The organism is Brevibacterium casei CIP 102111 (assembly GCF_900169275.1).
In the GTDB taxonomy this organism is placed as follows: Bacteria; Actinomycetota; Actinomycetes; order Actinomycetales; family Brevibacteriaceae; genus Brevibacterium; species Brevibacterium casei.
Genome location: NZ_FXZC01000002.1, coordinates 293531 through 308768, shown reverse-complemented (window position 1 = coordinate 308768; position 15238 = coordinate 293531). Strand labels below are relative to the sequence as shown.

9 protein-coding genes and 2 tRNA genes are annotated in these 15238 nt (G+C 69.0%); 3 read left to right on the top strand and 8 right to left on the bottom strand.

Annotated elements, in window-relative coordinates:
• The first annotated feature begins 22 nt into the window (after window positions 1-22).
• Window positions 23-478 carry a PaaI family thioesterase gene (locus BC102111_RS05030; protein ID WP_009377189.1) on the top strand — a complete coding sequence of 152 codons (456 nt, stop codon included), beginning with the start codon at window positions 23-25 and terminating at the stop codon, window positions 476-478.
• A 158-nt stretch (window positions 479-636) separates the two neighbouring features.
• On the opposite strand, the gene BC102111_RS05025 is transcribed toward BC102111_RS05030, so the two are convergent.
• Entirely contained in the window at window positions 637-1260 is a 624-nt protein-coding gene (locus tag BC102111_RS05025) for an ANTAR domain-containing response regulator (protein ID WP_051995515.1), read from the bottom strand.
• 151 nt (window positions 1261-1411) lie between these two features.
• Here BC102111_RS05025 and BC102111_RS05020 point away from each other — a divergent pair.
• Window positions 1412-1493, top strand: a tRNA-Leu gene (locus BC102111_RS05020).
• 157 nt (window positions 1494-1650) lie between these two features.
• On the opposite strand, the gene BC102111_RS05015 is transcribed toward BC102111_RS05020, so the two are convergent.
• The 3 genes from BC102111_RS05015 to BC102111_RS05005 all read right to left on the bottom strand — a co-directional run bounded on the left by BC102111_RS05015 (window position 1651) and on the right by BC102111_RS05005 (window position 4139).
• A tRNA-Gly gene (locus BC102111_RS05015) sits at window positions 1651-1721 on the bottom strand.
• A gap of 43 nt (window positions 1722-1764) precedes the next feature.
• The gene (locus BC102111_RS05010) at window positions 1765-2445 is read right to left on the bottom strand and encodes a GntR family transcriptional regulator (RefSeq protein WP_180960577.1); all 681 of its coding nucleotides are present in this window, start codon (window positions 2443-2445) and stop codon (window positions 1765-1767) included.
• Window positions 2442-4139 (bottom strand): CocE/NonD family hydrolase, encoded by a 1698-nt coding sequence (locus BC102111_RS05005; protein ID WP_180960576.1) that lies wholly within the window; start codon window positions 4137-4139, stop codon window positions 2442-2444. The genes BC102111_RS05010 and BC102111_RS05005 overlap by 4 nt, the downstream gene beginning before the upstream one ends.
• A gap of 96 nt (window positions 4140-4235) precedes the next feature.
• Here BC102111_RS05005 and BC102111_RS05000 point away from each other — a divergent pair, with 96 nt between their 5' ends.
• On the top strand, window positions 4236-5669 hold the full coding sequence (locus BC102111_RS05000) for a purine-cytosine permease family protein (protein ID WP_101623743.1): 1434 nt from the start codon (window positions 4236-4238) through the stop codon (window positions 5667-5669).
• 90 nt (window positions 5670-5759) lie between these two features.
• Here BC102111_RS05000 and BC102111_RS04995 read toward each other — a convergent pair whose 3' ends face one another.
• The 4 genes from BC102111_RS04995 to gltB form a co-directional block, all read right to left on the bottom strand.
• A complete protein-coding gene (locus BC102111_RS04995) occupies window positions 5760-7250 on the bottom strand; it encodes a dicarboxylate/amino acid:cation symporter (protein WP_101623742.1) in 1491 nt (496 codons plus the stop codon).
• Between the two features lie 183 nt (window positions 7251-7433).
• The gene (gene pyk, locus BC102111_RS04990; RefSeq protein WP_009377186.1) at window positions 7434-8972 is read right to left on the bottom strand and encodes a pyruvate kinase; all 1539 of its coding nucleotides are present in this window, start codon (window positions 8970-8972) and stop codon (window positions 7434-7436) included.
• Between the two features lie 115 nt (window positions 8973-9087).
• Window positions 9088-10530, bottom strand: coding sequence for a glutamate synthase subunit beta (locus BC102111_RS04985; RefSeq protein ID WP_101623741.1), 1443 nt, complete (start codon window positions 10528-10530; stop codon window positions 9088-9090).
• Window positions 10523-15208, bottom strand: a complete 4686-nt coding sequence (gene gltB / locus BC102111_RS04980) for a glutamate synthase large subunit (protein WP_009377184.1) — start codon at window positions 15206-15208, stop codon at window positions 10523-10525. Before gltB ends, BC102111_RS04985 begins: the two co-directional genes overlap by 8 nt.
• Window positions 15209-15238 lie beyond the last annotated feature (30 nt).

Below are 15238 nucleotides of genomic sequence, written 5' to 3'. Positions count from 1 at the left end.
ATCACGGACATGAAGGAGATCGATGGTGGTTCCGCACGCAAGCCTCACCGAGGACACGACCGAGGCCGAGGCTCTCGGCATGCTCGAGCAGATCAACTCAGGCGGCGCCGGGGGCGGCCTGGCGAACCGGATGGGCATCGAGTTCACCGGCATCGGCTTCGACTGGATGACCGCGACCGTGCCCGTCGAGGGCAACACCCAGCCGATGGGCCTCTTCCACGGCGGCGGTCACGTCGTCCTCGCCGAATCCCTGGCCTCGATGCACTCCTTCCTCACCAGCGGTGGGAAGAACGTCGTCGGCGTCGACCTCAACGCGACTCACCTGCGGGCGACGCGCGGTGGGATCGTCACCGGGCGCGCCGAGGTGCTCCACCGCGGCCGCACCCTCCTCTCCCACGAGGTGCGGATGACCGATGAGGAGGATCGCCTCCTCTCGATCGTGCGGATCACGAACATGGTCCTCGCGTCGAAGGCGTGAGCGTCCAGCAGACCTGAGCGTCAGGGCTCGCCGAGGCGGTGGGGCGGGCATGACTCCCCCGCCGAGGTGGTCCTCCCCCATGCGAAGAGCCCCGTCCCGGAATCCGGGGCGGGGCTCTCGTGTGCGGTCTCGACGCAGCTGTGTGGCAAGCCGGGCGCTCAGTCCTTCTTCGCGCCGATCTGCTTGAGGACGGTCTCGGCGACCTCGCGCATCGTCAGGCGACGGTCCATCGAGGTCTTCTGGATCCAGCGGAAGGCCTCGGGTTCGCTCAGGCCCATCGAGGTCTGGAGGAGGCTCTTGGCGCGTTCGACGAGCTTGCGGGTCTCGAAGCGCTCGGTGAGGTCGGAGATCTCCGATTCGAGCGAGCTGATCTCCGCGTGGCGCGAGAGTGCGATCTCGAGCGCGGGGATGAGGTCGGCGGAGGTGAAGGGCTTGACGACGTAGGCCATGGCACCGGCGTCGCGGGCGCGCTCGACGAGTTCCTTCTGCGAGAACGCGGTGAGGAGGACGACGGGGGCGATGCGGGCCTTGGCGATGCGCTCGGCGGCGGCGATGCCGTCGAGGATCGGCATCTTGATGTCCATGACGACGAGGTCGGGGCGCAGCTCTTCGGCGAGCCGGATGGCGGATTCGCCGTCCGCGGCTTCGCCGACGACGTCGTAGCCGACTTCGCGCAGCATCTCGACGATGTCGAGTCGGATCACGGCCTCGTCTTCGGCCACGACGACGCGGCGGACGGGCACGGATTCATCTGAGGTGGGTTGTTCGCTGTTGGAAAGCACGGCACCAGTCTAGACCAGGCCCGCACCGCCGACCGCAGGATTGCGCTGTGAGGAGAGCCACCAGGGTTCGGGCCCAGGGGGTGTCACCGATTGGGCACTCACGCGCGTGCTGTCGTAGAGTTGTCGATGTCGCGAGCACTGGTCGCGGCGAGCCGGATTGGCGGAATCGGTAGACGCGGCGCACTCAAAATGCGTTGTCGAAAGACGTGTGGGTTCGAGTCCCACATCCGGTACTCATTCCCAGCGCAGCACCCGTGGTGCTGCGCTTTCTGCGTCTCGGGGTGGTTCCGACAGGGGTGCACCGGGGGTGCGCACGAGATTCAGAGAACGGGCGCCTGCCCGGGCGTCGCCCCGCTGGTCCCCGGGTGATCCGGGGCCGGGGGCTCTGAGAGCGGGTGACGGGAGTCGAACCCGCCTCTCGACCTTGGGAAGGTAGCGTTCTACCGATGAACTACACCCGCGTGGCGTACCTCACCGAATCTACACCATGACCCGGCGGTTCGGTCAATCGGCCGCGCCGGGACGGTCATCGCGGGCAGTTCCTCTTGCCGAGGTGATCGCCCCCATCGTCACACGGGCGGCCTCCCGGTCACCGGCTTCGACAGCCTCGGCGAGGGTGCGCAGCATCGTCACGTGGGCACTCAGCGCCTCCGGCGAGGCAGGCACTCCGAGTCCGGCAAGCCGGGCGTGAGCGCACAGCCGTCGCATGGTGTCGGCGACGACGGGCAGGTTCGCGAGTTCGGCGACCTCGACGAGGAAGTCGTCGAAGCCGTCGACGGCGCCTTCGAAGCGTCCGGCCGTGATCTCTCGCTCGGTGCGGATGAGGATGAGGTGGAGGATGTCGGCGTCACCGTGTTCGAGGACCCTCGGCGACTCTCCGGCGACGAGGTCGCCGAGGGCGCCGAGCATGAGGGAGAGTTCGCGCGCCCGCTCGGGGGTGTGGGCGGTGACGATGTTCTGGCGTCGTCGGCCGACCTCGAGCAGGCCTTCGGTGATGAGCTCGCGGAGGACTTCGCGCACCGGGGTGCGGGAGACGGAGAACTCGGCAGCGAGTCCGTTCTCGCTGAGCGCTGCTCCCGCCGCCAGCTCACCGTGGACGATTCTCCGACGCAGTTCCGCGTGGACGCGTGCAGCTGTCGACTGCGTGTCGGTGCGCTCGGGCTTGGTGGGCCGGAATCCTCTCATCGGCTCTCTCCTCTCACATCGAGACTCAGTCGGCTCTTCTCGCCGAGGCGCACGCGGTAGGTCCGCCGCGCACCCGCGGTCGCCGTCCATGGATCCTCCGCGCTTCCGGGGTGGAGCAGGCGCCCGGGATAGCTGCTCGCGCTGAGCCTGAGGGCGAGGCGGTGTCCGGCGCTCACCTCCCACCCCAGAGCAGGAAGGTCGACCGCCGTCGGCTGGCCGATGTCGACGACCGCGACGGCGGCCTCGGCGATGCGGGCGGCTCTGCCATCCGGGGCGACGTCGAACAGTCCGACCATGAGGTGGCCGACGACGTGCGTTCCCTCCTCCGCGACGATATCGAAGTCACCGTCGATGTCGAGGTCGACGCTCACCGTCCCGGAGCCGAGGAGGACGAGGGGCTGCGTCACCGCCGTCGACGCGAAGACGAGGACATCGTCGCGGTCAAGGGAATCGGTGTCATCGCCGCGGTCGAGATTGGGGTGGAAGGGGTTGGCCGCACTCGGAACCGGATCGGACGGATCGTGGACGAACGACCGCACCGGAGGGCGCCCCGCCGGGTCGTCCTCGGCGGATCGTCCGCGGCCGACCGCGCTGCCCGCAGGTTCGAGCCCGTCGACGGTGAGCGTCCACTGTCGCCTGACGACGTCCGGCGGCGGCCACGTCCGGGCGGCGTGGAACCGGTCGTCGCCGATCCGCCACCGCACGGGTGGGATCTCGGTGGCGCTGCGCCGTCGGGAGTCGAGATCGAGTGACTGTCCGAGGTGGCGGTCGAAGAACCCCAGCAGCGGACTCAGGTACTCCTCGAGGAATGCCGGGCTCGGGTCACCGTCAGCCGACGCCGCACCTCCGGGAACGCCGGGATCCCGCGCAGTCCACCCGTGGTCGCGGGCGTCGACGAGGAGGAGCTGCTCCGCGGGTCCCTCGCTCGCCCGTCGCCACGCGTCGATCCCCGCTCCGGCGAGGAAGTCGTCGAGGCCGACGAGGTGGAGGGTGGGAATCCGCCCCTCAGCCTCGATCTCGGGTGCGTCGACCGCTCCCCCGACCCATCTGTCGAGGAGGTGGGGTCGGATCCCGTCGAGCACCTCGGCGGCGATGTCGGCGAGCGGATGGACCGTCCAGTCGATGGTGCCGATGCAGTCGAAGAGTCGTTCGTCGAGGAAGGTCTCGAGCACCCACGCGACAGCCATTTCGAGGCGGAAGACTCCATCGGTGAGCAGCCGTGGGGCATCGGGTGTCGTCACTCGTGGCGCCATCGCCGCCAGAGCCGGATGCCCGCTCGCCGCTGCCGCCCACTGGGTGTATCCGTAGTACGAATCGCCGAACATGCCGATCGGGCCGCTCGCCCAGTCCTGACCGGTGATCCACTCAAGGGTGTCGTACCCGTCGTCGACCTCGTGGACGAAGGGGGCGAGCTCTCCCCCTGATCGGCCCTTGCCGCGGACGTCCTGGACCACGACGACGTAGCCGCGCGCGCAGAGCCATCGCGCCACCGCCGGCATGAAGCACTCGTCCCCTGCTTTGTCATAGGGCAGCCGCGAGAGAAGAACGGGTCCGTGACCAGCCGGCGGCAGATAGACGTCGGTGGCGAGCAGGACCCCGTCGCGCATCCGCACGGCGAGCTGCCGCGCCTGCTCCGGGGGCGTGAACAGGGGCCGCGGAACGACTCGCGCGGATTCCCTCGCCTCTGGGCACATTCTGTCGACCTCCGAGCATTTACATACAGATGAAAGATATGTATACATATTAGAGCACCCGGCGTGATCTGCGCCACAGTGACGAACGGAGAACTCATGTCAGGGACGCGCCCGAATGAGGCAACGACGACCGGAGCGGTCGTCGAGAGCCGGTCGATCGACCACGTGCCGGTCGCGGAACGGCACGGACGGGTCTGGCACCTCGCGCCCGTGTGGATCGCGGGCAACGCGAACCTCGGCACCATCGCCGTCGGCTTCCTCGGCATCGCCGTCGGCGGTGATCTGTGGCCGACGATCGCCGCCACCGTGCTCGGCTCGGCGTTCGGCGCGATCTTCGCAGCCCTCCACTCGACACAGGGACCCCACCTGGGGCTGCCGCAGCTCATCCAGTCTCGGCCCCAGTTCGGCTACACAGGCTCCGCCCTCGTCTTCATCCTCGCCCTCATCAACTATGTCGGGTTCAATGTCTTCTGCTGCGTCCTGGCGGCGCAGAGCCTCGGGGTCGCGCTCGGCATCGGCACCGTACCCGCGGTTCTCCTCATCATCGGAGTAACCCTGACTCTCGCGATCTTCGGCTACACCTGGATCCACGTCATCACCCGGTGGGTGACACTCGCTTTCGTCATCGTCTTCGTCATCGTCACCATCGTCGCCGCACAGACACCTCAGACGGTGACGGCGCAGGCGGAGTTCTCGTGGACGCCGCTGCTCATTCAGTTCGGCATCGCGGCCGGGTACCAGATCAACTGGGCGATCTACGTCTCCGACTACACCCGCTACCTTCCGGCCACGGTGGATCCGAAGGCGATGTTCTGGTGCACCTACCTCGGCATGGCGGTGAGCTCCGCATGGCTGACCTCCCTCGGCGCGCTCCTCGCCGCGAACTTCGGCACACAGGACGCCGTCGCCGGTGTCGCAGCCGCTGGAGACGCGCTCGTCCCCGGGTTCGGACGGATCGCCGTCCTCATCTCCCTCGGCGGCCTCGTGTGTGTGATGACGATGAATACCTACGGGGGCGGACTCACGCTCATCAGTGTCATCGACACGTTCCGCTCCGTACGCCTGACCGCAGGGCTGCGGGTCGCCGCGGTGGTGATCATGGCCTGCGCGGCACTCCTGCTCACGGTCGTCATGCCGGAGGACTACATGCAGGCGATGTCGGTCTACCTCGCCTTCCTCCTCTACCTCTTCGCGCCGTGGACCGCGATCAACCTCGTCGACTACTTCCTCGTCCGCAGGGGACGGTATTCGCTCACCGGGATGTTCGACCGCAGCGGCGTCTACCGCGGATGGAATCGCAGCGGCGTGCTCGCCTACCTCTTGGGCCTGCTCGTCGAGATCCCTCTGATGTCGACGGGGATCTTCACCGGGCCGCTCGCCGCCGGCCTCGGCGGAGCGGACATCGCAGCCTTCGCCGGACTGTCCGTCGCCGGGGTCGCCTACTGGGCGCTCAACCGGGGCCTCGACGTCGACGGCGAGATCGGGAAGGCCGCTGCGACCGGGGATGCGGCGACCGCCCCACTGCGGTGACCGAGCCCGCTGCCGCGCAGTCCGAACGCGGACAGTCATGCGAGACGGCCGCCGGCACGAATGCCGGCGGCCGTCACTGATCTGGCTGGTTCAGCTGCCGATGCTCTCGCGAGCCGGGGCCGACTGCCCTCGGGTCGTGGAGCCGTCGGCGGGAACCGCATCAGCCGCGGCGCGGCCCTCAGCGGTGCCGCCCTCCGCGCCGGCACCCACACTGCCGTCCTCGTCGCTCGCCGTCAGCTCGGTGCCGCCCGCCGCCTCAACAGCGACCGGCACGTAGCCGTCGATGCGCTTGGCGTCGTAGCGGGGCTGATCGAGGATGCCGTGGCGCTTCGCGACGATCGCGGGGATGAGCGCCTGTCCGGAGACGTTGAGCGCGGTGCGGCCCATGTCGACGATCGGTTCGATCGCGAGCAGCAGTCCGACACCCTCGAGCGGCAGCCCGAGCGTCGACAGGGTGAGCGTGAGCATCACCGTCGCACCCGTCGTCCCAGCCGTCGCGGCGGAGCCGATGACGGAGACGAAGACGATGAGCAGGTACTGGATGGGTCCGAGCTCGATGCCGAAGAACTGCGCGACGAAGACCGCGGCGATCGCCGGGTAGATGGCCGCGCAGCCGTCCATCTTCGTCGTCGCGCCGAAGGGCACGGCGAAGGCCGCGTAGCCCTGCGGGACGCCGAAGTTGTCGGTCGCGACCTTCTGGGTCACGGGCATCGTGCCGATCGACGACCGGGAGACGAAGCCGAGCTGGGTGGCCGACCACACGCCGGAGAAGTACTGGCGCACGGAGAGGCCGTTGAGCTTGGCGATCGTCGGGTAGACGATGAGGAAGACGGCGGCGAGACCGATGTAGACGGCGACGACGAACCACAGCAGCGAACCCATCGTCGACCAGCCGTACGAGTTGACGGCGTTGCCGATGAGGCCGAGCGTGCCGATCGGGGCGATCCGCACGATCCACCACACGACCTTCTGGACGACGGCCAGTGCCGCCTCGGCGAACTCGAGGAACGGCTCAGCGGCCTTGCCGACCTTGACGGCGGCGATGCCGAGGGCACCGGAGACGATGATGAGCTGGAGGACGTTGAAGTCGACCTCGGAGACGAGCGCCCCGGTGTCACCGGGCGCCGTCGAGACCTCGAGGCCGAGGAAGTTGACCGGGATGAGTCCGGTGAGGAACCCGATCCAGCTGCCCTCGTGTTCGGGCGCCTGGCCCTGCAGGGAGCTCGCATCGGCGTGGACGCCCGGCTGCATGATGAGGGCGATGAGCAGGCCGATGACGACGGCGATGAAGGCGGTGAGCGCGAACCACAGCAGCGTCGAGACCGCGAGGCGGGCGGCGTTGGTCACCTTCCTCAGGTTGCCGATGCTCGCGATGATCGCGGTGATGATGAGCGGAACCACCGCCGCCTTGAGGAGGGTGACGTACGAGGACCCGATGGTCTCGAGAGTCTGCCCGAGCCAGTTGTCCTGGGCCTCGCTCACCGGTCCCCACGAGCGGGCGACGAGTCCGAGGACGACGCCGGCGACGAGGGCGATCGTCACCTGCACTCCGAAGGACTTCGACCATGCCGGCAGTCTCATATGCTTCCTTTCGACGGCGGTGCCGAGGTGCGCGGATGCCCTCGGCGAAGTACGACTCCTTGCACAACTGTTGAGCAATCTGTCGAATTCCGCAAACTGAGGTGACATGGATGACATTCTGAGACAACGCAGAGGGCCCGGCCGGAGTGTCCTCCGACCGGGCCCTCACCCGCTGCTGGCGACTCAGCTCCTGTCGCCGCCCACGATGGGGATGTCCCGGGTGATCGGCGCCTCCGGGACGACCCCGTATCCGGCGAGGGGATCCTCGTCGCTGTCCGAGTCGTCCGCGTACGCGGCGGCGACACCCTTGGCCGCATCGCCCATCGTGTGGATCCGCAGTGCGTTCGTCGAGCCCGGGATTCCGGGGGGCGAGCCGGCTACGAGGATCGACTGGTCGCCCTCGCGGGCGGTTCCGTCGGCGAGGAGCACCGCGTCGACCTGACGGGCCATCTGGTCGGTGTGACGCACCGACTTCACGAGGTAGGGACGCACACCCCAGGTGAGTGCCAGCTGGTGGCGGACCTGCGCATCGGGGGTGAAGCCGAGGATCGGCCACCGCGGACGCAGCCGCGACATCCGCCGCACCGAGTCACCGGTCTGCGAGAAGGTGCAGAGGAGATCGATGTCGAGCTGCTCAGCGATCCGGACGGCCGCGGCCGTGACGGCCCCGCCCTTCGTGTGCGGGACGGTGCCGAGCGGACGGATCCGATCGAGCCCGTGCTCCTCGGTCGAGGAGATGATCCGGCTCATCGTCCGGATCGCCTCGACCCAGTGCGCGCCCACCGAGGTCTCGCCGGAGAGCATGAGCGCATCGGCACCGTCGAGGACGGCGTTCGCGCAGTCGCTCGCCTCGGCGCGGGTGGGGCGCGAGGCCTCGATCATCGTCTCGAGCATCTGCGTGGCGACGATGACGGGCTTGGCCTGCTGACGGGCGATCTCGACCGCCCGCTTCTGAACGATGGGGACCTGTTCGAGCGGGAGTTCGACGCCGAGGTCGCCGCGGGCGACCATGATCCCGTCGAAGGCGTCGATGACCGCGTCGAGCTGCTCGACGGCCTGCGGCTTCTCGAGCTTCGCGATGACCGGGGCACGGACCCCGACCTCGTCCATGACGGCGTGGACGTCGTCGATGTCCTCGGGGCTGCGGACGAAGGAGAGCGCGACCCAGTCGAAGCCGAGCCCGAGACCCCACTTGAGGTCCTCGATGTCCTTCTCCGACAGCGCCGGAACGGAGACCGGGACGCCGGGGAGGTTGATGCCCTTGTGGTTGGAGATCGGACCGCCGATCTCGACCTCGGTGACGACGTCGGTCTCGGTCACCGCGGTCGCCCGCAGCCGCAGCCGGCCGTCGTCGACGAGAAGGGGATCGCCCACCGAGACGTCGGAGGGCAGGGTTTTCAGCGTCGTGCTTACGACCTCGGATGTCCCGGGGACGTCGCGGCTGGTGATCGTGAACGTCTGCCCGTCCTCGAGGATCTCCTTGCCGTTCTCGAAGGTCCCCACGCGGATCTTGGGACCCTGGAGATCGAGGAGGACGGCGACCGCCCGACCGGTGTCGAGGGCGGCCTGTCGGACCCAGGCGAACTTCTCCTCGTGCTCTTCGCGGCGACCGTGGCTGAGGTTGAACCTCGCGACGTCGACGCCCTCATCGACGAGTGTGCGGATGTCTTCGTAGGAATTCTGATTCGGACCCAGTGTTGCGACTATCTTTGCTCGCCTCATGCATTCCACCCTACCTGCACCGCGATGGACGATCGACCCTCCGCGGGCGGTCGATTCCGCCCGCGGAGGCCGCGCACACCGATGTGCTCGTTCTCAGTCTGTGACACAGATCATTCTAGCCTTTGAAACCGGTGTCGCGGGGACGGACCGGTTCCGGCAACCGCGTCGACCCCGTGAGGAACCGGTCGACCTCGGCGGCCGCGGCCCGCCCCTCGGCGATCGCCCAGACGATGAGCGACTGCCCGCGGCCGGCGTCTCCGGCGACGAAGACACCGGGCGCCGAGGCGGCATAGGAGTCGTCGCGGGCGAAGGCTCCCGTCTCGGCGACGTCGAGCCCGAGCACCTCGGCTTCGGGTCCGGAGAAGCCGAGCGCGAGGAGTACGAGGTCGGCGTCGAGACGATGCTCGGTGCCAGGCGTCGGGATGCGGCGACCGTCGACGAACTGGGTCTCAGCGACCGCGATCCCGTTGACCCGGCCCTCGGCGTCGCCGACGAATCCCGTCGTCGAGGCGAGGTACTTCCGCTCGCCGCCCTCCTCGTGGGAGGTCTGGACCTCGAAGATCCGCGGCACCGTCGGCCACGGGTCCCGTTCGCTGCGTTCGGCCGGCGGCTTCGCCCCGATCGCCAGCGTCGTCACCGAGGCGGCCTTCTGCCGCAGCGCGGTGCCGAGGCAGTCCGCACCGGTGTCGCCGCCGCCGATGATGATGACGTGCTTGCCCTCGGCGTCGATCGGGGTCGGCTCGTCCCCGGCCTGCGCCCGGTTCGAGGGCACAAGGTAGTCCATCGCGAACTCAACGCCGTCGAGCTCACGACCCTCGACGGGCATGTCCCGGGGCACGGTCGCACCCGTGCACACGATGACCGCGTCGAAGCGGGAGCGCAGCTCCTCGAGCGTGAGGTCGACGCCGATCTCGACGCCGGTCTCGAACCAGGTGCCCTCGGCCCGCATCTGGGACAGCCTGCGGTCGATGTGCTGCTTCTCGAGCTTGAAGTCGGGGATCCCGTACCGGAGCAGCCCGCCGAGGCGGTCGTCGCGTTCGTAGACGACGACCGTGTGCCCGGCGCGGGTGAGCTGCTGGGCTGCGGCGAGTCCCGCCGGGCCCGAGCCGATGACGGCGACGGTGTGCCCGGTGATCCGGTCGGGGATCTCGGGCTGGATGAGACCGGCGGCGAAGCCCTGGTCGACGATGCTCACCTCGACCTGCTTGATCGTCACAGCGGGCTGGTTGATGCTGAGCACGCACGCGTTCTCACACGGCGCCGGACACGCCCGGCCGGTGAATTCGGGGAAGTTGTTCGTCGCGTGGAGGAGGTCGACGGCGCGCGGCAGCTCCCCGCGGTACATCGCATCGTTGAACTCCGGGATGAGGTTGCCCAGCGGGCAGCCCTGATGGCAGAACGGCACCCCGCAGTCCATGCAGCGCGAGGCCTGCCGGCGCAGCTGGTCGGGATCGCCCGCCTCGTAGACCTCGCGGTAGTCGAGGAGGCGGATGGGCACCGGGCGGCGCTCGGGCAGCTCGCGGCGGGGAACGGTGAGGAATCCGTGCGGATCAGCCATGGGTGACCTCCAGAATCTTGTGCCAGGCGGCCTCGGAGTCGGGCAGCTCGCCCTCGGCGAGCAGCTCGGATTGGATGTCGCGCACCGCCTGGTAGGCGACGGGAATGATCTTCGTGAACCGCGAGAGGACGTCCTCCCCGCGGCGCAGACCCGCAAGCAGCTCGCCGGCCAGCGGGGAGCCGGTCCATTCGAGGTGCTCGCCGAGGAGGCGCTCGAGGACCTCCATGTCGTCGACGCCGACGCCGGTGAAGCGGAAGACGCCGGCGGCGCGCTCGTCGGGGTTGAGCCGGGCCGGGTTGAAGTCGAGGACGTACGCGGTGCCCCCGGACATGCCGGCGGCGAAGTTGCGTCCGGTGCCGCCGAGAATGACGGCGATCCCTCCGGTCATGTACTCGAGTCCGTGGTCGCCGATGCCCTCGACGACCGCCTCGGCGCCGGAGTTGCGGACCATGAACCGCTCCCCCACCTGGCCGGAGATGAAGAGCTTGCCCGCGGTCGCGCCGTAGCCGATGACGTTGCCGGCGATGACGTTGTGCTCGGGCCGGGTCCGGTTCTCCGGGTCCGGGTGGACGCTCACGGTGCCCCCGGACAGACCCTTGCCGACGTAGTCGTTGGCGTCGCCGGAGAGCTCGATGCTCACGCCCTGCGGGAGGTACGCGCCGAGGGACTGCCCCGCGGTGCCGTGGAGTTCAAGGCGGATCGTGTCCTCGGGCAGTCCCCGCTCCGCCCACGTCTTCGTCACGTGGTGGCCGAGCAGGGTGCCGACGCTGCGGTCGGTGTTGACGACCGAGGCGCTGATCGTCACCGGGGCCTTCGTCGCGATGGCGTCCTCCGCCTGCTCGAGGAAGGTGAGGTCGACTTCGCCTGCGAAGGTGCGGAAGACCTGGCCTGTGCTCTTCCGGTTGACCGACACGTCTCCGGAGAGGTCGCCGGGAACGGTGAGGATCTGGTCGAGGTGGAGGTTGAGCCCCGAGGCCTCGGCCCGCTCCTCATCGATGCGCAGCCGTTCGACGGCTCCGATCGCCTCATCGAGGGACCGGAAGCCGAGCTGGGCGAGGTAGCCGCGGACCTCCTCGGCGATGAACGTGAAGAAGTTGACGACGTGGTCGGCCTGCCCCTGGTAGCGCGATCGCAGGACGGGGTTCTGGGTGGCCACCCCGACCGGGCACGTGTCCTTGTGGCACACGCGCATCATGATGCACCCGGAGACGACGAGGGCCGTCGTCGCGAAGCCGAACTCCTCGGCCCCGAGCAGGGCGGCGATGATGACGTCGCGCCCGGTCTTGAGCTGGCCGTCGACCTGAACGGCGACCTTCTCGCGCAGGCCGTTGAGGATGAGCGTCTGCTGCGCCTCGGCGAGCCCGAGCTCCCACGGGGTCCCGGCATGCTTGAGCGAGTTGAGCGGGCTCGCACCCGTCCCCCCGTCGTGGCCGGAGATGAGGACGACGTCGGCGCCGGCCTTCGCCACGCCGGCGGCGACCGTGCCCACTCCGACGGCGGAGACGAGCTTGACGTGGACCCGGGCGCGGGCGTTGGCCCGGCCGAGGTCGTAGATGAGCTGAGCGAGGTCCTCGATCGAGTAGATGTCGTGGTGCGGGGGCGGGGAGATCAGGCCCACGCCGGGCGTGGCATGGCGGGTCTTCGCGATCCACGGGTAGACCTTCTCGCCGGGCAGCTGTCCGCCCTCGCCGGGCTTTGCGCCCTGCGCCATCTTGATCTGCAGGTCGTCGGCCTCGGTGAGGTAGTGGCTGGTCACCCCGAACCGGCCCGAGGCGACCTGCTTGATCGCCGAGCGGCGCTCGGGGTCGAGGAGCCTCTCGGTGTCCTCGCCGCCCTCGCCGGTGTTCGACTTGCCCCCGATCCGGTTCATCGCGATCGCCAGGGTCTCGTGGGCCTCCTTCGAGATCGAGCCGTAGCTCATCGCTCCGGTGGAGAACCGCTTCATGATCGCCGAGGCGGGTTCGACCTCGGAGATGTCGATCGGTCCGTCGGGGCCGGGGACGAGGTCGAGGAGGCCGCGCAGGGTCATGAGCTCCCGTGACTGGTCGTCGATGGCCTTCGTGTACTCCTCGAAGATGTCGTAGCGCTTCGTCGCCGTCGCGTGCTGGAGCTTGAAGATCGTCTCCGGGTTGAACAGGTGCCCGGGACCCTCACGCCGCCACTGGTACTCCCCGCCGACGCGCAGCGGCCGGTGGGAGGGCCGCGGGTGGTCGTCGCGGTAGGAGTCGGCGTGGCGGGCGCTCGCCTCGGCGGCGATCTCCGTCATGCCCTTGCCCCCGAGCTGGTGCGGGGTCGAGGTGAAGTACCGGTCGATGAACTCCTCGGACAGGCCGATCGCCTCGAAGGTCTGCGCACCGTGGTAGGACTGCACGGTCGAGATGCCCATCTTCGACATGATCTTGAGCAGACCCTTGTTCAGCGCCCCGAGGACGTTGGCCACGGCCGCCTCCTCGCTCACCCCGCGCAGCCGGTCGGCCCGCACGAGCGCCTCGGCGGTCTCCATGACGAGGTACGGGTTGACCGCCGAAGCTCCGAAGCTCACGAGGGTCGCGACATGGTGGACCTCGCGGACGTCACCGGCCTCGACGACGATGCTCACCCGGGTGCGGGTGCGCTGGCGCACGAGATGGTGGTGGAGGGCGGAGGTGAGCAGGAGCGAGGGGATCGGGGCGAGGTCGGCCGTCGAGTCGCGGTCGCTTAAGATGATGAACACGGCGCCGGCCTCGACGGCGGCATCGGCTTCGGCGCACAGCTCCTCGATGCGCCGCTCCATCGCGTCGGGTCCGGCATTGACGGAGAAGAGGCCCGAGAGCGTCACGGTCGGCCGGGGATTGTCCACGCCGAGGTGGGCGCCCTGGACGTGGGCGATCGCCGCGAGCTCGTCGTTGTCGATGACGGGACGCGAGATCATGATGTGCGCCGAGTCCGGGCGCGAGTGCTCGAGCAGGTTGCCCTCCCGGCCGAGGCCCGCGGACATGCTTGTGACGATGTGCTCGCGGATCGAGTCGAGCGGTGGGTTCGTCACCTGCGCGAAGTTCTGGTGGAAGTAGTCGAAGAGGAGTCGGGGCCGGGTGGACAGCCCCGCGATCGCGGTGTCGGTGCCCATCGCGCCCAGCGGTTCGACCCCGGTCTCGGCCATCGGGGAGATGAGCAGGCGCAGCTCCTCCTCGGTGTAGCCGAAGGTCCGCTGACGGCGGCGCACCGAGGACTGCGGATGCCTGACGTGGACGCGGGTGGGGAGGTCCTCGAGCCGCTTCGACGAGTCCGCGACCCAGTCGGCGTACGGGTGCTGGGTGGCGAGCTGGTTCTTGATCTCCGTGTCGGAGATGATCCGCTCGGATTCCGTGTCGACGAGGAACATCCGGCCCGGGGTGAGCCGACCGCGCCCGACGATGTCGTCCTCGGGGAGGTCGACGACGCCGATCTCGCTGGCGAGCACGACCGTGTCCGAGGTCATGACGTAGCGGGCGGGGCGCAGTCCGTTGCGGTCGAGCACGGCACCGGCGATGCGTCCGTCGGTGAAGCCGACGCAGGCGGGTCCGTCCCACGGCTCCATGAGCAGCGAGTGGTACTCGTAGAAGGCCTTGCGGGACTCGCCCATGCCCGGATTGTTCTCCCACGCCTCGGGGATCATCATGAGCATCGCCTGCGGCAGAGGCCGGCCGGCGGCGACCATGAGCTCGAGCACGGCGTTGAACGATGCGGAGTCCGACGCCCCGGGCGGGACGATCGGGAAGAGCCGCTCGAGGCTCGAGTCGGTCTCGGGCACCGGGGAGGCGAGCAGGTCCGAGGCGAGGTGCGATTCACGCGCGCGCATCCAGTTGCGGTTGCCGCGCACGGTGTTGATCTCGCCGTTGTGGGCGATCGTGCCGAAGGGCTGGGCGAGCTGCCACGACGGGAACGTGTTCGTCGAGAACCGCGAGTGGACGAGTGCGATGCGCGAGGTCACCCGCTCATCGTGGAGTTCGGTGTAGTACGGGGCGAGCTGACCGGTCGCGAGCATGCCCTTGTAGGTGATCGTCGCCGGCGACAGCGACGGGAAGTAGATGCCGGCATGGTCGGTCCGCTTGCGCACGATGTAGGCCCGTCGGCGCAGATCGTCGGCATCCCGGGCCGGGTAGCGGGGGTCGATGCCGAAGAAGACGTGACGCATGTGCGGCTGGGTCGCCCGTGCGATGTCGCCGAGGACGGATTCGTCGCGGGGGACGTCGCGGATCGCGAGGACGGTCAGCCCCTCCTCGGCGGCGATGCGGCGCACGAGCGCCTCTTCGTCGGCGAGCGGCTCATGACCGGCGGTCGGGAAGTCCGCGTCGCTCTCGGCCATCGGTCCGCCGGTGAGGTCGCGGCGGTAGTCCTGGGAGAAGAAGCCGATGCCCACGGCGTACTCTCCCGCCTCGGGGAGGGTGATGCCGTCGGCGGCGAGCACCTCGGCGAAGTAGTCGTGCGGGATCTGCAGCGTGATGCCTGCTCCGTCGCCGGTGCCTTCGTCGGAGGCGATGCCTCCGCGGTGTTCGAGCTTGCGCAGCGCGCTCAGGGCCTGTTCGACGACGAGGTGGTCGGCCTCCCCGCGGTACCGGACGATGAGGGCGAGCCCGCAGGCGTCGTGCTCGAGCGCGGGATCGTAGAGTCCGGTGCGGTGCTGCGGGAACTCGGGGGTCGTTGAGGGGTCACGGGACATCGGCTGCCTTCACGGGGTCTAGTCAACTTC